The organism is Chengkuizengella sediminis (assembly GCF_010078385.1).
GTDB lineage: Bacteria > Bacillota > Bacilli > Paenibacillales > KCTC-33759 > Chengkuizengella > Chengkuizengella sediminis.
In genome coordinates, this window is sequence record NZ_SIJC01000005.1 from 26,618 (window position 1) to 48,834 (window position 22,217).

The 22,217-nt window shown below is 33.0% G+C and carries 22 protein-coding genes; 1 reads left to right on the top strand and 21 read right to left on the bottom strand.

Features of this window, described 5'->3' with window-relative positions:
• Nucleotides 1-17: 17 nt before the first annotated feature.
• The 17 genes from EPK97_RS11500 to thyA form a co-directional block, all read right to left on the bottom strand.
• On the bottom strand, nt 18-644 hold the full coding sequence (locus tag EPK97_RS11500) for a ferritin-like domain-containing protein (protein WP_240903792.1): 627 nt from the start codon (nt 642-644) through the stop codon (nt 18-20).
• Nucleotides 645-853: 209 nt separating this feature from the next.
• On the bottom strand, nt 854-1,057 hold the full coding sequence (locus EPK97_RS11505) for a hypothetical protein (RefSeq protein WP_162036772.1): 204 nt from the start codon (nt 1,055-1,057) through the stop codon (nt 854-856).
• A gap of 96 nt (nt 1,058-1,153) precedes the next feature.
• The gene (locus EPK97_RS11510; RefSeq protein WP_162036773.1) at nt 1,154-1,360 is read right to left on the bottom strand and encodes a hypothetical protein; all 207 of its coding nucleotides are present in this window, start codon (nt 1,358-1,360) and stop codon (nt 1,154-1,156) included.
• A gap of 26 nt (nt 1,361-1,386) precedes the next feature.
• Nucleotides 1,387-1,593 carry a hypothetical protein gene (locus EPK97_RS11515; protein ID WP_162036774.1) on the bottom strand — a complete coding sequence of 69 codons (207 nt, stop codon included), beginning with the start codon at nt 1,591-1,593 and terminating at the stop codon, nt 1,387-1,389.
• 249 nt (nt 1,594-1,842) lie between these two features.
• A complete protein-coding gene (locus EPK97_RS11520) occupies nt 1,843-4,953 on the bottom strand; it encodes an MMPL family transporter (protein WP_162036775.1) in 3,111 nt (1,036 codons plus the stop codon).
• The gene (locus EPK97_RS11525) at nt 4,954-5,409 is read right to left on the bottom strand and encodes a MarR family winged helix-turn-helix transcriptional regulator (protein WP_162036776.1); all 456 of its coding nucleotides are present in this window, start codon (nt 5,407-5,409) and stop codon (nt 4,954-4,956) included.
• 229 nt (nt 5,410-5,638) lie between these two features.
• Complete coding sequence (locus EPK97_RS11530) at nt 5,639-7,054, bottom strand: YcdB/YcdC domain-containing protein (protein WP_162036777.1); 1,416 nt, start codon at nt 7,052-7,054, stop codon at nt 5,639-5,641.
• Between the two features lie 192 nt (nt 7,055-7,246).
• Entirely contained in the window at nt 7,247-7,438 is a 192-nt protein-coding gene (locus EPK97_RS11535) for a CDGSH iron-sulfur domain-containing protein (RefSeq protein ID WP_162036778.1), read from the bottom strand.
• 221 nt (nt 7,439-7,659) lie between these two features.
• Nucleotides 7,660-8,172, bottom strand: coding sequence for a GNAT family N-acetyltransferase (locus EPK97_RS11540; RefSeq protein WP_162036779.1), 513 nt, complete (start codon nt 8,170-8,172; stop codon nt 7,660-7,662).
• A gap of 187 nt (nt 8,173-8,359) precedes the next feature.
• Nucleotides 8,360-10,378: a YhgE/Pip family protein gene (locus EPK97_RS11545; RefSeq protein ID WP_162036780.1), complete on the bottom strand. Its 2,019-nt coding sequence runs from the start codon at nt 10,376-10,378 to the stop codon at nt 8,360-8,362.
• Nucleotides 10,379-10,516: 138 nt separating this feature from the next.
• Nucleotides 10,517-11,089, bottom strand: coding sequence for a TetR family transcriptional regulator (locus EPK97_RS11550; RefSeq protein ID WP_162036781.1), 573 nt, complete (start codon nt 11,087-11,089; stop codon nt 10,517-10,519).
• A 113-nt stretch (nt 11,090-11,202) separates the two neighbouring features.
• A complete protein-coding gene (locus EPK97_RS11555) occupies nt 11,203-11,736 on the bottom strand; it encodes a chromate transporter (protein ID WP_162036782.1) in 534 nt (177 codons plus the stop codon).
• A 2-nt stretch (nt 11,737-11,738) separates the two neighbouring features.
• Complete coding sequence (locus tag EPK97_RS11560; protein WP_162036783.1) at nt 11,739-12,386, bottom strand: chromate transporter; 648 nt, start codon at nt 12,384-12,386, stop codon at nt 11,739-11,741.
• 119 nt (nt 12,387-12,505) lie between these two features.
• Nucleotides 12,506-13,561: a glycoside hydrolase family 15 protein gene (locus EPK97_RS11565; RefSeq protein ID WP_170295520.1), complete on the bottom strand. Its 1,056-nt coding sequence runs from the start codon at nt 13,559-13,561 to the stop codon at nt 12,506-12,508.
• A 129-nt stretch (nt 13,562-13,690) separates the two neighbouring features.
• Complete coding sequence (chrA, locus tag EPK97_RS11570) at nt 13,691-14,899, bottom strand: chromate efflux transporter (RefSeq protein WP_162036785.1); 1,209 nt, start codon at nt 14,897-14,899, stop codon at nt 13,691-13,693.
• A gap of 56 nt (nt 14,900-14,955) precedes the next feature.
• Complete coding sequence (locus EPK97_RS11575; RefSeq protein WP_162037050.1) at nt 14,956-15,447, bottom strand: dihydrofolate reductase; 492 nt, start codon at nt 15,445-15,447, stop codon at nt 14,956-14,958.
• Between the two features lie 51 nt (nt 15,448-15,498).
• A complete protein-coding gene (thyA, locus tag EPK97_RS11580; protein ID WP_162036786.1) occupies nt 15,499-16,293 on the bottom strand; it encodes a thymidylate synthase in 795 nt (264 codons plus the stop codon).
• 830 nt (nt 16,294-17,123) lie between these two features.
• Here thyA and EPK97_RS11585 point away from each other — a divergent pair.
• Nucleotides 17,124-19,037, top strand: a complete 1,914-nt coding sequence (locus EPK97_RS11585) for a CAP domain-containing protein (protein ID WP_162036787.1) — start codon at nt 17,124-17,126, stop codon at nt 19,035-19,037.
• Nucleotides 19,038-19,206: 169 nt separating this feature from the next.
• Here EPK97_RS11585 and EPK97_RS11590 read toward each other — a convergent pair whose 3' ends face one another.
• From EPK97_RS11590 to EPK97_RS11605, 4 genes are read right to left on the bottom strand one after another with little or no spacing between them, the layout of a single operon-like run.
• Entirely contained in the window at nt 19,207-19,980 is a 774-nt protein-coding gene (locus EPK97_RS11590; protein ID WP_162036788.1) for a hypothetical protein, read from the bottom strand.
• Nucleotides 19,958-20,557, bottom strand: coding sequence for a hypothetical protein (locus tag EPK97_RS11595; protein ID WP_162036789.1), 600 nt, complete (start codon nt 20,555-20,557; stop codon nt 19,958-19,960). Before EPK97_RS11595 ends, EPK97_RS11590 begins: the two co-directional genes overlap by 23 nt.
• Nucleotides 20,554-21,486, bottom strand: a complete 933-nt coding sequence (gene pilM, locus EPK97_RS11600) for a type IV pilus biogenesis protein PilM (protein WP_162036790.1) — start codon at nt 21,484-21,486, stop codon at nt 20,554-20,556. Before pilM ends, EPK97_RS11595 begins: the two co-directional genes overlap by 4 nt.
• The gene (locus EPK97_RS11605; protein ID WP_162036791.1) at nt 21,456-22,217 is read right to left on the bottom strand and encodes a prepilin peptidase; all 762 of its coding nucleotides are present in this window, start codon (nt 22,215-22,217) and stop codon (nt 21,456-21,458) included. The genes pilM and EPK97_RS11605 overlap by 31 nt, the downstream gene beginning before the upstream one ends.

Sequence of the window (22,217 nt, forward strand, 5' to 3'; positions counted from 1 at the left end):
ATTCATACTATATATTTTTAAAGAGATTGCATTAAAAATCCAAACCTAATTGCATGTTCTATTTCATCCGAATACCCAAGTAAAAAAACATCTCTTACTGTCAAATTCTGTGTCAAGAGATAAGCATCTCGATAATCTTCATATGCTTCTAATTCATCCCTATAAGCCATTTCTAAGCCTTCCTTGTAAGATTCAAATTGAACTGGTTCTATAGTGTATTTTGGAATTTGACCCGTTAATTTTGTATATAAGGCTGTAAATTTTTTTAAGTGTTTTTTTTCATCCTCTAAAGCATGAAGTATGTCAGCTTTATGCTTTAGATCTGGGGCTACTTTAGCTAATCTAGTATAAAAATCTATCGCAGTTGCTTCACCTATAATAGCTGCATAAATTGCTGTAAATACTTGCTTGCATAATCCTTGTTCAGGAATTTGTATCGGTTCTTCTATCATTTGTTGAGTATTACGAACAAATTGACTGTTTGAGGGATGTTGATTAGATTGTGAATATACTAAAGGATGTGACATTGTAAACTGATATGGATTGATATATTGATTATTATAAATAACACCGTGTGTATATGAAGGTCTATACAGAGCTTCTCTATAACTTTTTTGGAACTTGCGATTTACATTTGGGTTCATCATAAATCCCCCTTTCATATCATTAATATGTATCCTATTCTCATGAGAAAAATTTGTGATGTTATATGTAGATGTAATTGCAAAAAATATTTAAACTTAAAATAAAAGGACACCAAACAGATTCAATGTCTGGCGCCCCTATACATTTAAGGTTAAATTAGATTTAAGCTATGCTCTAAGATTAATACAATTGTGGCAATATCTTAATCTTACTGATCTACATCTCCTCTGATATGAATAGAACCATGACTAGTATGCAAAATTGCGTCACCTTCAACATGAAAGTTTGTACTGAAAGAATGGACCATTACCGTATTTTTAGGAACATCTATCAGTTTATCCCCAGTAACAATCCTTACATCATCCCCTAAAGCTTGTATAGAGACACATCTATCAGTCCTATATCTGCTCATATTTCTCCTCCTTTTTTTAACTTGATATATAAACCAGTGGTCAATAAATATGTCTCTAGGTACACTGCTGTTGATAGAGAAATGGGCAACCTTGTCTTACTTTTGATCTTCCTCTCCTCTGAGATGAATAGAACCAAAAAAAGTGTGCAATACCGCGTCACCTTCAACATGAAAATTTGTACTGAAAGGATGTGACATGACAGTATTTTTGGGAACCTCTATAACCTTATCCCCAGTAACAATCCTTACATCATCCCCTAAAGCTTGTATATAAGCACATCTATCAGTTTTATTTCTGCTCATATTTCATCTCCTTTCTATAACTTTAATTAATCTTGATCTTCTCCTCCTCTAAGATGAATAGAACCATGATAAGTATGCAATACTGCGTCACCTTCAACATGAAAGTTTGTATTGAAAGGATGTGCCATTACCGTATTTTTGGCAACAGATATAAATTTGTCTCCTGTAACAATCCTTACATCATCCCCCAAAGCATGTATATAAGCAACTCTATCAATTTTACTACTATGCATTTTCTCCCTCCTTTTTATCATTTGAACAGAGATAACCTTAATCATCATTTAAAATATATTCAACATCTTTAGAGGTATTCAACTTTTTCATCATATTAAGTAAAAGACTCCATGAATTTTAATAACAGATTGGTCTCAAAATGATGATGAGATGAATCGCATTTCAATTGGCTAACTTCACAAAAAACAAACACCTGTATTTAACAGGTGTTTGTTTACTAATCATGATTGAGGCTAATTGATTATAGTTTATTTTTGAAATGGCCACCAATTTGCTTTTCCAAAAAGTTTAACCATGACGGGTACGAAAAATGGTAAAAATATGACAGAATATAAAGCTAATCCAGTTACAACTACCGTAGCAATTTCAACAAGTGATAATACACCCGATGGATACATGGCTGCAAATGTTCCGATAAGAATAATTGCTGCAGATATAATCACGGTACCCATATTTTTCATAGCTAACAAAATGGCTTCAGTAGCTGATTTATCACGGTATTCGTTGAAACGATCCATTAAAAAGATACTGTAATCGACACCCAGTGCCATTAACATCACAAAGCCAAAGAATGGAATGGCCCAGTTTAGTCCGGCATAACCTAAAACATTTGTAAAAATGAATTCGGTTAATGCCATTGAAGTAAAATAACAAAGAATTAGTGAAATCACTAAATATATAGGCATTACAATTGAACGAAGTAATAATATTAGAATAATTGAAATACCAATCAACATAATAATCATTGTTCTATTATAATCTTCATCTGAAATTCCTTTTAAGTCCGCATTGATTGATGTTACACCTGTTATTCCAAATCGATCATTTTCCAAATCAGTGCCTTTTACAGACTCAATCACGATGCTTTCAATTTCTTCAATCGCATTCATAGCATCTTTAGAATATGGGTTGTCTGTTAAAATGACATCAAAGATAGCAGTTGTTCGATCATTTTTTAAATACGTATCAAATACTTGTTGGAATTCAGGTTCTTCGATGACTTCTGGAGGTAGATAAAAACCAGAGTTTTCTTTATTCGAATCTGAAGAAAGCTGACCTAAATAATCTTGAGCCACTTCCAACCCTTCAGATACTTGAGTTAAACCATCAGCACTGACTGACATTCCTTCTTGAAGTGAGTCTAATTGACCTATTAGTTCATCATATCCACCTTTTACTTCACCTTGACCACTTGCTATTTGAGAAATACCTTGCTCCATTCCTGGAATTCCCTGAATAACTTGTTGTTGTCCATTTGCAGCAGCATCAAAACCAATTTGAAGGCCTTTGATTCCTTCGCTGATTTGTAATAATCCACTATGAAGTGCTTGCTGCCCTGTATTAATCTCTTCAAATCCGCTATTTGCTTCCACCATTCCATTTTTAACTGTAAGCAGCTCTGAATTTAAAACCTGTAACCCTTGTGTTAACTCCAAAACACCTTGTTGTACTTGTGATACTGTGCCTTGAATGGTTAAGAAATCAGGATCACTAGCCAGTTGTGGATAATTTTCTACTAAGTTACTGAAAGGTGTATCTAATCCAGATAATGCAGTTTGAATTTCATTTAAAGTTGTTCCTATCTGAGTATAGGATTCATGAATTTGTCCTAAACCTGATCCTACAGAAGTATAACCTGCTAATAATTCTTCGCTAGCAACAATTAATGTTTCTAAATTTTGATTAGCCTCATCAAGTCCAGTTTTTAATTCAGACGATCCAATTGAGCCCTCTCTCAATCCTTTTTCTATCTTCGACAAACCACCCTTTAGTTCTGAAACACCTGTTTTTAAATCCAAAGTACCAGAAACCAATTCATCTATGCCTGATGAAGCTTGCTCAAGTTCAGGTTTTGATTCAAGAAGTCCCTGACTTGCTTCTAATAGTCCGTCTCTTATCTCGATAATCCCTTTATTTCCCTCTTGCAAACCTTCGTCAAGTGCTTCAACCTGTGAAGCAACATAAAAATCTTCAATTTCTTCACCTAAAGGTCTAGTAGCACTCCTTACTTTATCAACGCTGTCTAGCTTAGCAACTTCTCTACTTATTTCCTCAATTATATTTAAATATTTCACCTTATCTAGTTCTTCATCGTGCTCAATAACAATTTTTGCAGGCATAGAATCTCCAGGTCCAAAACTATCCGCTATAATTTCAAACCCTTTTACAGAATCATAAGCATCCCCAATCTCATCTAATGAATTAAAAGAGAGATCCCCATCATAAGAAATATACAATGGAACAACAATTATGATGACAAGACCTAAAGCTACTAAAGGACGGGCTAAGGAAAACTTTCCTATAGACTCCCATAATTTGCTTTGTTTATGTTCAATCTTTCCTCTGACTGGCCAGAATAATTTTTTTCCTAAAACAGCCATAAAAAATGGAACAATCGTTATTAATGCCAACATTAAAATAGCTATACCGATGGCAACAGCTGAAGCAGATTGATACAAACTAAAAGTAGAAAAACCAATAGCTGAAAATCCGATCAATACAGCCAATGCACTGAATATAACCGTTTTACCTGCAGTTTTATAGGTTTGAATGATTGCACTTTTAATATCATCATATTTTGAAAGTTCTTCCTTAAAACGACTGAGCAATAATATGCAATAATCCGTTCCAATTCCAAATAATATTGCAACTAAAAAGATTTGCGTAAAAGTAGAAAAAGGAAAATCAAACCAATCGACTAAGAATCCAACAATAGATTGACTGACTATAAAAGTAATACCTACTGTTACAAGTGGTATAATCGGAGCAACCACTGATCTAAAAACTACAAACAGAATGAGTAAAATAAATACGACTGTAATAATTTCCGTTTTTCTTAAACCTTCCTGCGAGCTGATAATTACATCTTCATTTATAAATTCTGCACCTGTAAAATAGTTATGAACCGAAATGGGTCCAATTGCTGATATTAACTCATCTCTAACCTCAGAAACCTCTCTATCGTTTTGATCAACAGACAAAGATGCGATCATCGTTTTATTATCCTCAGAAATTAATTCATCAGACATTTCTGGAGTATTAATATGTGATATAAGTTCCGTTATTCCTAGTGAAGATTTGTTATTATCTAAATTCCCAATTGCTTCTTCAATTTGTTTTATATCATCATCTGTTAAACCATCAGGATTATGAAATACTAAAGCACTGGAAATACTATTTTCGTTTTTATTGTTAACTAAGATTTCATCTGCAATCGATGATGAATATCCTTCTGGTACAGTTATTTGACCTTTTTCACGTACTAACTCTCCCATGTTAGGAGCGGTAAATAGTAATGAAATAATGACTGCGATCCATAATAATAAAATAAACCATCTACCTTTTATGATTGTGTTCATTTATATATCCCTTTCAATTTGGTCTGTAAGCACTCTTGCAATTTTTTCGTACATAGTTATAAACTGCTCTATTTCTTTTTCCTCAAAATGATGTAGAAATGATCCTATAAATTGATGAACCTTTTCTTGTCCTTTTTCTAATACAATTTTCCCTTGTTCAGTAATTTTGATTAAAATGACCCTGCGATCCTTATCACTAGGAATTCTAGTTGCAAAGCCTTTTGAAACTAATCGATCCACCATGGCTGTAATTGCACTTCGATTTACATCACACAATTCTGCTAGTTCTGAGGAGGGACAAGGTCCAAAAAATTTTAAAAATCGCAGGGTAGAAAACTGATCCTTCGTTAGTTCAATCTCTAATTGCTCTTCCATCATCGAGTTTATTTTCCTTGATGCGACTACATATACTTCTTCATATCGTTCGATCAAAGAATTTAACTTTTTTTTATCCATCTCACCATCCCTTTGTCATTTATATAATAGTTCATGTGATGAACTATATGTCACATGAACTATCTTACCTAAATCATTATTGTTCTGTCAATTATTTATTATGTGTAAAATATGACAAAATTATTGCTTTTGAAAAAGTAAACTTTTTATAAATTCATAAATAAACATGACTTCGTCAGTGAATGTCGAAGTCATGTTTATTTTTTAAAGCAAATATAGAGTTGCTCTTCTATTTTTTTAATATGCATTCACCACTATGTGAATCAATAAAAGCTAATTCTCCCGAAAGAGCTGGAAATACGGGCTTGTACACTAATTGATAATAATGTTCATCCTTTTTAATTTCTCTTTCCCATTGTAGTTCAACATCAAATTCTAACTCTACGATCTCTTTTGCTTGTAAACTTGTTATCGTTGGTAACTTATTTACTGAAATTACTTGTTCCGGATCAAGATCAGGACCCATGTAATGATCAACAGTGCCCGTAGATTGATTGACAGATAATTCAACATTTCCAGAACGTATGGGTATCCCTTCATGAGTCATTTTAAAATGGAACATAAAACCATGTTTACTATTTTCATTTTTTGATAACAAGGTTCCAAAGTACTCACTCGCTTGGGGATACAACTTGAACAAAAATTGTAAAGCAATTTCATAACAATGATCTTTATTTAATTTCAAGGAGCCCTTTTTGTTCATAAAAGAAAAGATATTTTTTATTTTCCCTGTTTTTTTGTCTTTTATAATTTTAATCGTATTTTCATTTCGTTTTTGAAAAAAACTTGATATGTCATGACCTGAAACAACAGGTGTATCCTTTTCCATTCGCCATACGGTACCAAGAGTTGAACCTAAATCTACTTCTCTTATTTTTTTAAAAGCACTGTAATCTAGTCCTATCAGTTCTTCAATACCCGATTCTCTTTCAACTGGAATAGATAAGTTTACAAGATCAAGATTTGACCCGCTCAAGTTTTCATCATAATCCTGATTGACCTCTTGTATTTTAGGGTCTGCAGGCAAACTAAATATATTAAATTGAGGTTCAAACACCAAGTGTGGGAGATGATCTCCATTTTCATATTTATCATGACTAAGATTTGTAATTAACAAATTCATTTTCAAATCATTTAAATAAATTTCTTTCGCATTTTCCTTTATTATCATCCCACTTGGTTTAATAATATTCTCGGCTATTCCATAGTAATGAAATTTAACGATATCTCCTTTATTAGTTATATCAACATAAAACCCTGAATATGGTAGAGCAATTTGTAATTCTTTCTGAATAAAGGTAAACCTTAGCAGATAATCACTTTTCTTTATAATTTCATTCAATTCAAATAAATGAATAACTTCTGGATAATGATCTTTGGCAAAATCTAGTGCGATCTTCTTTAATTGTTCTTTTTCCATTTGAACTCTATGATCTATTCTATTATTCATTTCTCTTGAGATAGAAATCAAAGAACCCTTATCATCTAACTCGATACTTATGCAATCATTCACTTTACTATTTCTCCAAGAAAAAAATGCCCTCTCTTTACCATTCTTCTCACTATAGTCTTCAACTTCAAGCTCATAATTGTTAGTAATCTCTGCAACTTGAACAGCTTTAATTTTCAATTCTTGTTTATTCATATCCATTTTCCTTTCTATTAAATATTTAGATACTATTTCCAATTATGATATATTAATTCTACTTGAAGTCATTCTAAATAATAGAGCTTTGAAAAAGTTAAACATGAAAAAAGCTAGAGATAAAGCTCATCCCTAGCATATGTACAAGAAAATAATATTATGTTATTTTAATGCAATTTTCTATATCAATGATTATTTAGCTCTTGGCGCATTTTCAAATTTCCCTGCGTGAGCTCCGTTACAAAATGGTGCATTCGCTGTTAAACCGCATCTGCAAAGTGCTCCTTTTTTCTCAAACGTATTTCCTTCTGCATCAACAACTTCAATTGTACCTTCTACCAATAAAGGACCATTGTCTAAAACTTTTACTTTAACATCTGACATTCTAACTCCTCCTTTCAACTGAATATTTAAGTTAATTATCTTGATATCGAGATAATTATACAATACTAACTTACTTTAGTCCACTAACTTTTAAAAATAAGGTCTATTTTGTTTTTTCACTATTTTTTATGTAAGGTTATCTTATATTATGAATAAATATGTACAAAATATACAATAAATCTTATAAATGCGTTTTCAAAAATCCTGTTTTTAAACACTCTCTATAAAAGTTTGTAATAAATAACGGTTGAATGTAATTCTCCTCCAGCAGATTTTGCATAGTTAGGAATCCGTCCAGACTCTAAAAACCCCAAGGAAATATAGAGTTGATTAGAAGAATCTCCCTCACGTGTATCCAATACAATTAATGAGATTTGGTTTTCTTTAGCAACCTCTTCAGCCATTTTCATAAGTTGTCTTCCCACACCATTTTTTCTAAATTCAGAATGAACCATTAGTTTGCATATTTCAGCTCGATGGTTTCCATTTTCTTTTGTACAACATACAACTTGAACAGTACCTATTACTTTCCCACCCGATTTTGCTATTAATAAAATGATATTAGATTGTAATACTTCTTGCCAATACTCTACTGACTCTTCTTTTTTTAATGGGGATAAAAATCCAATGGATGCACCATGATTCACAACGTCAACTAAAAGTTCTGACAAATCATCAAATTCACCAGTGATATTATCCATTTTTTCAATTTGTATTTCATTTGATATCACCATAACAATCACTCTCTCCTATAATAATTTAACGAAATAAATAGCCAACTCTAATCGACAGCAACATTTAAGATCATTATACTCTAAAACATGTATTTAGGATGAATTGAACAAAAACTCCAGTTGATGATAAAAAAAAGTTGTCTCAAAAAAGAATTCTTCATTCTTTTTGAGACAACCCAAACATTTATTAAACAGATAATTCTGTATTACTTACTGTTCCATTTTTCATTTTTTTGTATTTATAGATGAAATAAATCAGCGTTAACACACTGAATATACTAATGAAGCTAAGTTGTACAATTGCAGCTTCCTGCCATATCACTGAATAATTAACCCCACCTGAAATAATTTCTTTAAACCCAGTAACTGAATAAGTCATAGGCAACCAAGTACTTATTGTTTGTAGTGAACTTGGAATTAATTCTAATGGGAATGTTCCAGCACTTGTGGTTAATTGTAATATTAATAAAACAATAGCTACAAATCGACCAGCATCATGTAATACCGTAACTAAAAATTGTATAAGTGACATGTAAGTCAAACTTGTTAATATACTATACATATAAAATAAAGGTATACTCTGCACTTCCACATTCAAACCATATATTAGAACGGATACAGCTACGATTGCTTGTAAAATGACTATAAATGATACAAGAACCGTTTTGCTAAAGTACCAACTAAAACCTGAAGATGGTGATAAAGCTGGTTCACGAATAGGGATAACAATTGTAAGTAATAAACACCCAACAAACAATCCTAGGGATAAGAAATAAGGTGTAAATCCAGTCCCATAATTCGGAACTTCAGTATACTTTTCCTCTACAATTTGAATTGGACTTGCAAACATTTGATACAAGCTTTCAGTTCCCTGTATTTTAGAAGTTTCAGTTGCGGCTTCATTTAATTTCGTGGATAGTTCACCACTACCACCAACGAGTGAATTCACACCATCTTCGAGTTGCACTGATCCATCCGCTAATAGAAAACTGTTATCTGAAAATTGATTGATTCCGCTGGACATTTCAGTTAATCCACTATCTAATTTTCCACTACCTTCAACTAAGAGCAACACCCCTGCATCTAATTGCTCCACACCATTTTTTGCTTCTGTTAGTTTTTCAGATACAAGATTCATGCCACCAACTAATTCTTCCTGTCCATTTACTAATTTATCAACTTCTTCTGTAATTAACTTTTGCCCTTCCGAGGATTTCTTTATCCCAAGAGCTAACTCTTCACTTGATTGTAATAACATCTGTATAGATGGATCCTTTGCTAGCTGTGGATTCAAATCTACAACCTGCTGCAACCCTTGCGCTAAGCTAGTTGCTCCCTCCGATAATTGAATTGCAGCCTTAGAGGACTCATCTAAAACTTCCTCTAATGCTTTCGTACCTGTTAAGGATTGATTTAATCCAATTGTAAGATCCTTCTGTCCTTGTTCAAGTTGAGTCATTCCATTATTGAAGGAGGTAGTATTATCTTTTAATTCGTTTAACCCACCCCTTAACTCTTTGGAGCCAACCACTAAACTTGTCATGCCAGTTTTCAAGTCTATGGTTGCATTCGCTAAATCAGATAAATTCATATTAACTTCTGATACACCGTCAGAAATTTCTAAACTTCCGTCTGTGATAGAGGTTGCTCCATCTGCGGCTGTATTTAAACCATCTGACAGATCAACAATATTTTCATAAACAGTCTCAGCATAGGCTTCCGTTAACTTATTAGAGAGCTCTGTCTGAATGCTCTCAATTGCTGTCTTCCCTATTTGAGAAGATAAAAAGTTATAACTTTCGTTCGGTACAAAGATTAACTCAGCTTGCATCGGTTCATCTTCCACAATGGTTGTTGCCTTTGACGAAAAATCACTAGGGATTTTTACCGCCATATATAACTCATTATTCCCTAATCTTTGCTCAGCCTCTTCCTCACTAATAAATTCCCATTTAAAAGAATCATTTTCTCTAAGTTCATCAATAAAGTCTTCACCGATATTTATTTCTTCTCCATTTAACTCAGAACCCTCGTCTAAATTTACTACGGCAACTGGCAGTTGATCCATTTTTGAATAAGGATCCCAAAAGGTCCAAAGAAACATAAAACTATACAATAATGGGATAAATAGTACTGCCAAAACGGGAATCAATACTTTTTTATTTTTTAAAATTGATAAAAATTCATTCTTTGTTGATTTTGTCATTCTCCAATCCACCCCTGTTGATCGTTTTGACCGAAACGTTCATTTAGTCATTTCTTTGCAAAAAAAAATCTTTTTTTTTTATAAATAAATTTTTATGCTCGAAAGGTTGCAAATATACATTTTGTTCATTCTGTTTTTTTAATTTTGCAAACCTTCAACTAAATATAACTGAAACAACTTTGATATTTCTTCATTTGTTAACGGCTCGTGTCTCTTTTCCCAATCAGATATAAACGTAACATACAATTTTAAAATCACGAAAGCGGTAATTTCAGGATCACATTCCTTCATTTCACCATTTTCCACAGCACGTTCTACTTGCTTTTTAATGAAAGCTAACATCACGTTTTCCATCTTTTTCATAGCTTCCTTAGCAGCAGGTGTGCCCATTTCTCTAATTTCAAAAGATAGCTTTATCGTAAGTTCGTGAGATCTCCGAAAATCTAACATATTGTACAAAACGGTATGCAGGTTTTCAAAAAATGAAATATCTGACCTTATTGATTTTTGCGCAACAATGCTCATTTCATCTATTAATTGTGTTAGAATTTCATTAAATAATTCCTCTTTATTTGTAAATAAAGTATAAATAGTTCCTTTAGCTACACCAGCAATTTTTGCGATTTGATCCATCGTTGTCGCTTTATATCCAAATACTGAAAATGATTTGCTTGCAGCATCCAAAATCTGCTTCTTTTTTTCTATACTCACTTTCAATCACCGCCTATGAAAAAAATAAATAAATGACTATTTTTTGATTTCGGTCAATTTTACATGAAATAACTTTACTACGATTTTTAATGAAAAGCAAGCATTGTTTTATTTCACCCGAAAAAGGCCATGCCAACTAGTCCTGACAATACAATGATTAATAATGGATGTTTTTGGTGGTGTATTAATAAATAAAGTGCCATCACAAATATAAACAAATTAACAACTAGATCCCATGAGAAGTTCGAGAAGAACGTTGTATTTGTTGCCATAATCAAAGCTGCAAATATAATTAAAGCTGTGATCACTGGTCTAAGACCATAAAATATCGATTTCACAATCTCATGATGAAACACTTTGTATAACAAGGATGCGATCAAAATCATGATCATTAAGGATGGAAGTAACATGCCCAAGGTTGCGACTATTGCTCCCCATATATCTAAAACACTATAACCAATATAAGTTGCTGTATTAATCGCAATTGGACCTGGAGACATGCCTGCTATTGCAATGGCTTTTACAAATTGAGCCTCATTCATCCATTCATGAATGGAAACTTCATGTTCTATGACAGGAATCATGGCATATCCTCCGCCAAACGAAACAAATCCAATCTTCATAAACGTCCAAAATAAATCCCACATCGTTAAATCCCGTCTCCCATGTAATAATCTGTATATTTGTATTGTTCATTGGATTTTTGATCGATTGTTACATTTTTAATAAATCCTAGATGAGTTTTCACTTTCATAATCAATATGCCTGCAAATCCTCCTGCAACAATAACGATCATCGGAGGAACTTTTAAATAAATGAGCAAAAATAAAGTGATTATTAATGTAAAAAAAGTGCTTTTATCATAGATTGATGTTTTTGCCATTTTATAAGCTGCATAGGATACCAAGGCTATAATTGCAATTTGAATGCCCTTAAATGCTGCATTTACCTTTTCATTGTCATTAAAATAAGAAAAAAACAACCCTAATACAAATATAATTAAAAACGTTGGGAGAGTCATGCCCACGACCGCTGCTATCGACCCTCTGATGCCATATAATCGGTAACCTATAAAGGTTGCTGCATTTATCCCTATGCCACCAGGAGCTGAGCCAGATATGGATAACACATCACTCATTTCTGATTCATTCAACCATTTTCTGTTGCCTACTATTTCTCTTTCTATCGCTGGGATCATAGCATAACCACCGCCAAAAGTGATCGGACTAATTTTTAGAAAAGAAAGTAAAATGTCTATGACAAGTCTAGCACCTTTTTGATTGTGTTTTTCTTGCATATGCCTGTCCCCTTAGAGTATCGTTGATTTCCATTATACATTTAATCTAACATAAATGTGAAGAACTCCATAAAAAATGAGTACAAGAACAAATACTATGTATGAAAAAACCGTTCATGTTATACATGAACAGTTTTTTTGGCTAAAGCTTCTTTTGCTAATATATACATTGAGCAGCTCCATCCCAATGGAGTATTCGGATTGGGGGTCCGTGTGCCTGAATAATATAACTCTGGAATCACTCCCGGTTCAATCATAATCTCCTCTGTTTTTTGTACATATTCAATCGCTTTTTCAATATGTCCTAATTCCAGATGACATAATGCTAACCAGGGTAATCCAAAACACCATTCGGCTTCAGAACCTTTGTAAAACCCTCTTGGTTTCTCACGGCCATGTTTTTGTTCAAGTGTACTATAGTAACTATCTCCTGCATATCGGATAACACCGTTTTCACGAAGTAGAGACTCTTCCACCTTTGACACGATGACCTCCCCCATCAAACCATTTATGATTCGATATGGATATACAAGACTTAATTGGGCTAGATCGATTGCTTTATCAGCACTTTCACGTGGGTAAAGCTCAAATAAAGACTTAAAACCATTTTCTATCAATTTAGATGGGATATCCACAATTTTATCAATTGACTTTAATCCTGCTAAACATGCACCTAATGAGGAAGCATGAATTTCTCGCCATTCCTCCCACATCCCGTTATCTGGATCATGCCAATACTCAACATTTTCTAAATAATAAACTAACTTTTGTAATATTTCCAAATCCTTCTGATCACGTATCATTCCCTTGTCATGCTGGATACCTAATCCAATTCCAAACAAAAAGGCTCCAATCATGTCATGCTGAACGTGTCCCCATGCTTCGTCATGTATTTCTTTAACCTCATCAGCACTGTAACGAGCGTGAATGTATTCCCAGACCCATTTTGGTTTGTTTTCTAATAAAATGTCTATTTTCCATTCGTATTCTTTGAATAAATCCAATATGCGAAAATACGTTTTTTCATACCATTCATTATCTTTATTTACAAAAGGGAGTGAGATATACACGTTATCGCGAATCCATACATATTTATAAAAATTTGATGGACTCGCGATATATAAACCGTGAGGCTGACGAAGTTTGTCTAACACCTGATAACTTTCCTGCAACATCACGGATTCCTCCTCTTTCAAAAGGGTAATACATACTATGCATCCCTACTGAGAAGGTGATTGAATCCCAAATTTAGAGTCATATGTCATGGGTGGCATTCACCTAACATAAGCATAAAAACCTATAATTTAAGTTAACCATCCTATGATACTACCACCGATTGCAGAAACGACGACCACCATCCAAGGAGGAAGTTTCCATAACATTAATAAACTAAAGGTTATAATCACTAATACAAAATCATAAACATTATTCACTGAGCTAGTCCAAACAGGATCATATAACGCTGCTAATAAAATACCTACAACAGCTGCATTGATACCCAATATTGCAGACTGAAAGTGTTGTTTTTGACGAATCACATTCCAAAAAGGAATAACACCAATCACAAGTAAAAAAGAGGGTAGAAAAATAGCGATTACAGCAATTAAAGCAATGAACATAGCGTTCATACTCGTATCCATCACTGCACCCAAGTAAGCTGAAAATGTAAATAAAGGACCAGGAACTGCTTGCGTTGCTCCATATCCAGCTATAAACTGGTCATTTGTAACCCAACCTGGATTGACAACTTCACTTTGTAACAAAGGTAACACAACATGTCCACCACCAAATACTAAAGAACCTACACGATAAAAGCTATCAAATAATGATAATAAAAATGTAGGGTAAATCACTGTTAATATGGGCAGTAATATAAGCAACCCAGCAAAAATAACAAGTGAAATGACAGCAGTAGATTTACGTACAGGGATATGGATGTTAGTTGATGGACTTTGTCCAGCCTTCGAGAGGAAAAACCATCCAATAAACCCTGCTAAAACAATAACCATTACTTGAGTAAACACAAAAGAAAAAATAAGTGAAACAATGGCTGCTACGATAGCAATCGTACCTTTCATTCGATCCGCTGCATGAGATTTCATCATTCCCCACACTGCTTGAGCTACGATTGCAACTGCAACTAATTTCAATCCGTGTAACCAGCCTTGATTTGCTAAATCAAATCCGCCCACTGCATAAGCAAAAATAATTAACGCAATAACAGAAGGCATTGTAAATCCAATCCAAGCTGCAATCGAACCTAAAACCCCCGCACGTAATAATCCGATTCCTATCCCTACCTGACTACTTGCGGGACCAGGTAGAAATTGACACAATGCAACTAAATCTACGTATGTTTTTTCATCTAACCACTTTAGCCGTTTCACATAAGTTTCACGAAAATATCCTAAATGTGCTATAGGACCTCCAAATGAAGTGAGTCCTAATTTCAACGCTGTCCAAAACACTTCAAATATAGATCCTCTTTTGATTTCTTCTGTTGAAGTAGACATCTATTACCTCCCATAATCTGATGTAAAGAGTTTAGTATTTTATAAGAGCAATATCTTTATTGTATCCGTTCATATGTAATAAAATAATAGTCGTAAGGATTTTTTTCATCCTTTATCCCCTTAACTTTATTTGTTTGTTCCCATATCTTTTCATCAATTTCAGGAAAGTAAGAATCTCCATCAAAAACATGTTCAATTTGGGTGACATATAACTTATTGACATAGGGCAGTAAAAGCTTATAAATTTCAGAACCTCCAATGACAAAGTTCTCTTCATCATTACACTGGCCTAATGCATCTTCTATCGTATTTACAACGATACATCCTTCTGCTTTGTAGTTTTTATTTTGAGTTAATATAATATTTTTGCGTTTTGGGAGTGGTCTTCCGATTGATTCATATGTTTTTCTACCCATTAACACGGGATGCTGTAATGTTGTTTTTTTGAAGAACGCTAAGTCACCTGGCAAATACCAAGGAAGTTTATTATCCTTGCCTATTAATCGATTTTGATCCATAGCAAAAATAATCGATAGATTTTTTTTCATCTCATTTGACTTCATCATCTTTAACCTCCTTTATATTTTTAAAAGTTCTAGTTAAATAGCTACTTCTCCTTTAATATGTGGATGCGGATCATAGTTCGTAATTTCAAAGTCCTCAAACTTATATTCAAATATAGATGCTGGCTTACGTTTAATGATTAACCGAGGTAATTCTCTAGGTTCACGAGTCATTTGCAGTTTCGCTTGTTCTAAGTGATTGGAGTATAAATGTACATCTCCACCCGTAAATATTAACTCTCCTACTTCCAAATCGCATTGTTGTGCAACCATATAAGTTAAGAGTGCATAACTAGTAATGTTAAAAGGCAAACCTAAAAATGTATCTACCGAACGTTGCTGCCACATACATGATAATTTACCATCTGCTACATAGAATTGAAAAGCATAGTGACATGGTGGCAGTTTCATATTGTTTATTTCCCCCACATTCCATGCATTTACAATCAAACGTCTGGAATCAGGATTTTCTTTAATTTGATTCACGACTTGTTCTATCTGATCTACAAACTTACCATCCTTCGTTTCCCATTTTCTCCATTGAGAACCGTAAACAGGACCTAAATCTCCGTTCTCATCCGCCCATTCATCCCAAATAGACACACCATTATCCTTTAAATATTGAATATTCGTATCTCCTTTTAAAAACCACAATAATTCATGGATGATTGAACGTGTATGACATTTTTTTGTTGTTAATAGAGGAAAACCCGCTTGTAAATCAAAACGTAACTGTCTGCCAAATACGGAGATAGTGCCTGTACCTGTACGATCCTCTTTTTGTATCCCATTTTCCAAAATATCTTCTAGTAAGTCTAAATATTGACGCATAATATGTACCCTCCGAAATTTATTTCACCTTATTTATTTTCAATGATATCACCGAAAAAATCAATAAAAAGATGAAGCAAATAAATAACTATTGTGGATAACGGATCATTCAATAGAATGGAATATATTGCTAAACTTCATTGATTATAATATTTTAGACAAAAAAAAGAGTAGAATAATTGCAATAACTTCTACTTCGTCTACTTTTACTAGTTTTATACTACATAAATACTATAATTTAGATCATTTTTACTATATAATCCATAATCTGCATATGTTATGGTAATATATACATCATTCAAAATATAAATGATTGAATGTAAAGGGAATGGGAGATAAGACTAGTTATTAAGAAGGGAGGATTAGCGGTTTATTAGTCGTTGGTCACAGAAGAGTTAGTTATAATAAAAATAGGAAACGTTTTCAAATATATAAAAATGAAAAAAAGATTAAACTTTTCCTTTTAAAAAAATAAGTATTTTACTTTGAATTTTATTAATGATATTGCTAGTGTTACTTAGATTCATGTTTGAACAATACATAAATGAAATTAGAATCAAAACTAATTCTCTTTTAATTTTTTAATACGTGTTTTAATCTACTATTTGTGTTGTTTGATATGTTTTATGTAATACGAGTCAAAAAATTTAAAGTTTATGCAATTGATTTTATATTGATTAAAACAATCAATCACATTATTAATAGGCCACCTTAAAATTATTATGAGCATTTATAGTAATTCTACAAGAGTTGAAAAAATCCTTTTATTTGAAAAAAAATTTAATTTTTTTAACATGGTAGACATTTTAATATGACTCGGAGGAGAAAATATGTTAAAGAAAATGATTACAATAACTATGATGTTAACTTTAGTATTATCATCTATAGTTACAGGAAGTATCGTAACTGCAGCAGCAAATTATACTGCTGATTTAATAACATTAAATACAAGCTCATCTCAAATCACATTTACTTCTAATGTAAATACAAGCTGGGCTGACGTTCATTACAAAGTAAATTCAGGTATACAGCAAAACTTCAGAATGAATCGAAGTGGGAGTACTTTTTCGCATACCATGAACAATCTAAGAGCAGGCGATGAAATAAGCTATTATTTTACTTACAATAATGGAACACCAGCTTATAATACTTCTTGGTTTTTTGATACACATGTTGAAGTGACAGAACCAACTCCAGAACCTGAGCCTACACCAGAACCAACTCCAGAGCCAGAACCGACTCCGGTACCAAACTCGGATGTAGAGCCATTAGTTGTTGATGACTTTAACCGATGGTTTCAGTGGTACAGAAGTAAAAATGATTTAGGTCAAAACATTGTCAAAAATGGTGGAATTTATAATTTAGAGGGAAATACAAACCTATACTTCTTTTTTAACGGAGGTAATGCTGGACAATCTTTTGATCAATATATTAATCAAGATATCTCAGCATACGATACGTTAGAGTTAGTATTAAAAGGTGGATCAGGTGGGGAGCAGAATTTCATTAATTTAGTCTTAAATGATGGTTCAAATTCTTCTCTATCTTTATCTAATTATGGACAACTAACGACAAACTATAGCACAATACAAATCCCATTAGCAGATTTTAATGCTAATCTTTCCAATGTTAAGTTTATACGTTTTGAAGGCGTAGGGAATGCAAAAATCGTTCGTATTGATCAAATGGTTCTAAAATCTACAGGTGTTTCACCAACGGAGCCGGTTGATCCAGAACCGGAACCAACAGATCCAGTTGAACCAGAGCCGACAGAACCAACGGATCCAGTTGAACCAGAACCAACTCCAGAACCGGAGCCGACAGAACCAACAGAGCCAGTTGAACCAGAACCAACTCCAGAACCAGAGCCGACAGAACCAACTGAAGACCGATATGAAATCCAGGGCATTGCAGTTGGCGACTCTTTAGATCAAATTCTTGAAAACTTGGGATCACCACAGCGGGAAGATGTAAGCAAGTATGGTTTTACATGGTATATTTATAACGAATCCTATGAAAACTTCTTAATGGTTGGTGTAGAAAATGATAATGTAGTTGCCTTATATACGAATGCAACGAACTGGGCAACACCAAATAGTTTAGAATATGGAGATAACAAGACAAAAGTAGATGAAATTTATGGTGACCCGATAGAGTTTTATTTGAAAGGTAATACGAGATTTTTTATAAGTGAATCTCCTAATGAAGTAGCAACGTATTTAGATGAAGAGCTTTATCTTACGTTCTTCTATGATATACATGATCAGCAAAAAATAGCAGGGGTATTTTATATAAATAAGGATACAGAAAACCAACTACGCAGCTATTATGGCAACTTGTCTTTAAATTTAACTGAATCTTATGCCAGACAAATATTTGATCTAGCAAATGTAGAAAGGGTAAAAAGAGGTTTAGAACCATTTATCCACGATGAAATAGTATCAAGGGCTGCTTTTAATCACAGTAAAGATATGGCAGAAAGAAACTATTTTAACCATTTTAGTCCTGAAGGGGAAGGTCCAGTTGATCGTTTGAGAAATGCAGGGATTTTATCCTTTTCTTGGGTTTCTGAAAATATAGCGGCTACGTATAATGCCATATATGCAAATGCGGGTTGGATGAACTCAGCAGGTCATCGTACTAGTATTTTGGGTAATATAGAAAGGTTAGGTACTGGTGTATACTATAATTTGGATACTCAATATAAAGTTTTTTATACCCAAAACTTTTACACTCCTAGGTAATTTATATTTAAGTTAAGCTAACATTCAACTCTTAACGTATATTTTTAATTCAATTTTATTTAAAATCTAGTAAAATATGAAATCCACCCTATTGAATATGCTTCAATCAGGGTGGATTATTATTATCCTTTATTGATATTTTTTAAGTACTTTGATTTGATATGAGATATTATTGTTCTGGTAAGTAATACGCAGATAAATTCATAGAAAAGTCAGTAACCCTTTGATTTGCATCAATAAACGATTCGAAATTTTCACCTTGAACTGACTTAAGCATTTCTAAATCCAATTGTGTTAATAGTTCATTTAGATTAGCACTTTCTAACTGTGAATCATTCTGTTCAGCACTTACAGATTCTCCGTTTAACTGAAATTCAATAGATTGAACCAAATAAAATCTTGTTTCATTTTGAATTTGAGTTAAAAAATTGATAAATTGAAGAAAAGTACCTGTTAAATTTAAAGAGATATCAATTTCATATAAATTAGGTATGACGTCTTGGATTTCAAGCTCATCTTGAACCGTTTGTCCTTCAGCTTCAGATCCCATAAAAATTAATTCCATATAACTCAGCACATCTGAAGAGTCCTTTATTAGATCGGATTGATCATCTGTAAACCCAATATTAGAAATTGATACTCCTGTAGACTGCTCTAACGATTCTAAAGTACTAATGATTTCATCTGTATGATCCGTACTAGGTATTTCATCAGTAGGCTGTTTTGTTACTTCCGGTTCTTCAACTGACAAATCTGATTTTGATTCATTAATTGCCATTTGTGTCATTTCTATATTTTGTTGAAGTTTTGATTTTTCATTTATTTTTTCTTCAAGTGACTGCATGTTTTTTTGAAAGTAGAAAAAATAGTAACTTGCCAACAATAAATAAAAAATAGTGATACCAATGATCCATTTCGTTTTATTCTGATATAGTTCCTTCATCGGCATTCACCACCTCAATTTTTTTCATTTCAATCACGTATTGAATTAAATAACTCTTACCGTTTTCTTCTGTTCCTGATTTTTCTTTAGTTTGTCCATTTTTAGATATCACTTCTAGATGAGCCCTATGAGTAAAAGGTAAGTTTCTAATATCAACCAAATAATCCGCAGCATCAGATAAACTTTTCATTTCACTTGAAATATATAACTCATCCGGGAAATAAAAACTCAATCCTGTAATTTGACCATCCTTAGGTAACCTAGTTGTTATTGTTGTTATGAATTCAGCAGTGTCCATTCGAATGTAATGTAATACTTCTACAATATCATCTATGTTAATTTTTTCTTTGTCCAGCTTCATTTCATTTAACTCCGATAAAACCGTCTCCAACTGATTCTGCTCAGACAATACGTCCTCAACATTTCTACTTTCCTGCGATAACTTGTCTTGCGTTTTTAAATCCTGATAGATTAATAAAAAAGTTAATAAAAACCAACAAATAATCGTACAGATAATGAAAATAGGAACTAAATTTCTCTCTCTATCTTTTTTAGGTAATAGATTAATATCTATCATTTGCTAACCATCCCTTTTAAAGCTAATCCATATGGAAGTGAAAAATCAATTTCATTGTTTAATAGAGATTCTGTAAGATCAATTTTATCTATGGAAATTTCATCAAAGAACGTTTTTAGATAGGTAATCAACTGATCTTTGTTTGGGTATGACCCAATTAACAGTACATCTAATATTTTTTCCGCGCCCTCATGAATATGATTTTCAAAAAACTGAAGCATTCTATAAATCTCTGTTTGAATTTCGCCCCATTTCCATTCATGGTCAGCATCTTGTTCAATATCTTTAAATAAATCTAGTATTATAATTTCTCTAGAAAACTCAGGTGCTCCCTGGTGAAATAGAAAAATTTCAACTTTATCATTTGTCAGATAAACTAACATCAAGTTTTGAGGAACATCTTTTTTTACGCTCTTTGCCATTCGATATAAAGATAAAGCTGATAAATCTACTGACTTCACCCTTAAACCTGCTTTTTGAAATAACGTGACATAAGACTCTACAAGTGTTAAAGGTGCTGCGACTACCAAGACTTGTTTTTGATCTTCTTTTTTCTGATCTAAAATAACATAATCATAAATTGGGTTATCAAACGGAAGCTGAATCGACGTTTCAATTTCCAATTGAATCATTTGTTTTAAAACCTTCCCTTTTGCAGAAGGCATCTCCATGCTGCGGATATAGGCTTGTGATGAAGGAATAGAAATGTGTATAAATTTCCCTATTAACTTTTCTTGTTTCATCCATGGCTTTAATTGTGCAAGCAACAAATCAGGGTTTACAATCTCATCATCGGAAATTAACCCTTCTTCAATAGGTAGAAAACCTATTTTTATTATTTTTTTTGCTTTTAACTGAACATAACGAATTCCCTCTGAGGTAATTGTCATCCCAGTATTCACAGATGTAAAAGGAAGTAACGATACCATTGTATAATTTCATCTCCATATCCATACATAATGAGTGTGCCTAAAGCCAAATAAGGACCGAAAGGAATGGGTTGTTTTCTTTGCACCTTTTTTAATATGATGAGTGTAAATCCAACGATCATTCCAATTACACTTGCTACAAATAAAGCGAGTAAAATTCGATCAAATCCAATTATAAATCCATAGAGTGCAAATAATTTCACATCTCCCATTCCCATCCCACCACGACTAATGATGGCTAATAGGAGCAATATCCCCCCGCCAACAAAAAAACCAAGAACATAATACCAAATCGACTGTGAAGGGAACAGAATTCTAGCAATGAAAAGAAATGGCAAGAAAAACAATAAAACTTTATTCGGAATGATCATATATTTTAAATCAGAAATTGTAATAATAACAGATAAACAAACAAGTAATAGACCTATTATTAATTCTCCAGTAAAACCTGTGATGGAATAAACCCATACAAATAAGAATCCAGTTAGCAGTTCACCAAACATATAAATCGGAGAAACTTTCTCACCGCAATGTCTGCAATTCCCCTTGGTGAACAAATAACTGAATACGGGTATTAAATCCCAAACCCCCAGTCGATGCTGACAATGGGGGCAATGGGATGGTGGTTTGATGATAGATTGTTTGTTAGGTACTCGTAATCCGACTACGTTAAAAAACGAGCCAAGTACGAGACCTAGGATGAAAAGATACATGTAGATGAATGTTGTCAT

Coding starts and splice junctions, on each gene's coding strand:
- chrA (WP_162036785.1), bottom strand. CDS start 14,899: ATGTCTACTTCAACAGAAGAAATCAAAAGAGGATCTATATTTGAAGTG.
- EPK97_RS11595 (WP_162036789.1), bottom strand. CDS start 20,557: ATGATAGATATTAATCTATTACCTAAAAAAGATAGAGAGAGAAATTTA.
- pilM (WP_162036790.1), bottom strand. CDS start 21,486: ATGGTATCGTTACTTCCTTTTACATCTGTGAATACTGGGATGACAATT.
- EPK97_RS11590 (WP_162036788.1), bottom strand. CDS start 19,980: ATGAAGGAACTATATCAGAATAAAACGAAATGGATCATTGGTATCACT.
- EPK97_RS11545 (WP_162036780.1), bottom strand. CDS start 10,378: ATGACAAAATCAACAAAGAATGAATTTTTATCAATTTTAAAAAATAAA.
- EPK97_RS11555 (WP_162036782.1), bottom strand. CDS start 11,736: ATGTGGGATTTATTTTGGACGTTTATGAAGATTGGATTTGTTTCGTTT.
- EPK97_RS11500 (WP_240903792.1), bottom strand. CDS start 644: ATGAACCCAAATGTAAATCGCAAGTTCCAAAAAAGTTATAGAGAAGCT.
- EPK97_RS11575 (WP_162037050.1), bottom strand. CDS start 15,447: ATGAAAAAAAATCTATCGATTATTTTTGCTATGGATCAAAATCGATTA.
- EPK97_RS11515 (WP_162036774.1), bottom strand. CDS start 1,593: ATGCATAGTAGTAAAATTGATAGAGTTGCTTATATACATGCTTTGGGG.
- EPK97_RS11535 (WP_162036778.1), bottom strand. CDS start 7,438: ATGTCAGATGTTAAAGTAAAAGTTTTAGACAATGGTCCTTTATTGGTA.
- EPK97_RS11505 (WP_162036772.1), bottom strand. CDS start 1,057: ATGAGCAGATATAGGACTGATAGATGTGTCTCTATACAAGCTTTAGGG.
- EPK97_RS11565 (WP_170295520.1), bottom strand. CDS start 13,561: ATGTTGCAGGAAAGTTATCAGGTGTTAGACAAACTTCGTCAGCCTCAC.
- EPK97_RS11585 (WP_162036787.1), top strand. CDS start 17,124: ATGTTAAAGAAAATGATTACAATAACTATGATGTTAACTTTAGTATTA.
- EPK97_RS11510 (WP_162036773.1), bottom strand. CDS start 1,360: ATGAGCAGAAATAAAACTGATAGATGTGCTTATATACAAGCTTTAGGG.
- EPK97_RS11605 (WP_162036791.1), bottom strand. CDS start 22,217: ATGACAACATTCATCTACATGTATCTTTTCATCCTAGGTCTCGTACTT.
- EPK97_RS11525 (WP_162036776.1), bottom strand. CDS start 5,409: ATGGATAAAAAAAAGTTAAATTCTTTGATCGAACGATATGAAGAAGTA.
- EPK97_RS11530 (WP_162036777.1), bottom strand. CDS start 7,054: ATGAATAAACAAGAATTGAAAATTAAAGCTGTTCAAGTTGCAGAGATT.
- EPK97_RS11560 (WP_162036783.1), bottom strand. CDS start 12,386: ATGCAAGAAAAACACAATCAAAAAGGTGCTAGACTTGTCATAGACATT.
- EPK97_RS11540 (WP_162036779.1), bottom strand. CDS start 8,172: ATGGTGATATCAAATGAAATACAAATTGAAAAAATGGATAATATCACT.
- EPK97_RS11520 (WP_162036775.1), bottom strand. CDS start 4,953: ATGAACACAATCATAAAAGGTAGATGGTTTATTTTATTATTATGGATC.
- thyA (WP_162036786.1), bottom strand. CDS start 16,293: ATGCGTCAATATTTAGACTTACTAGAAGATATTTTGGAAAATGGGATA.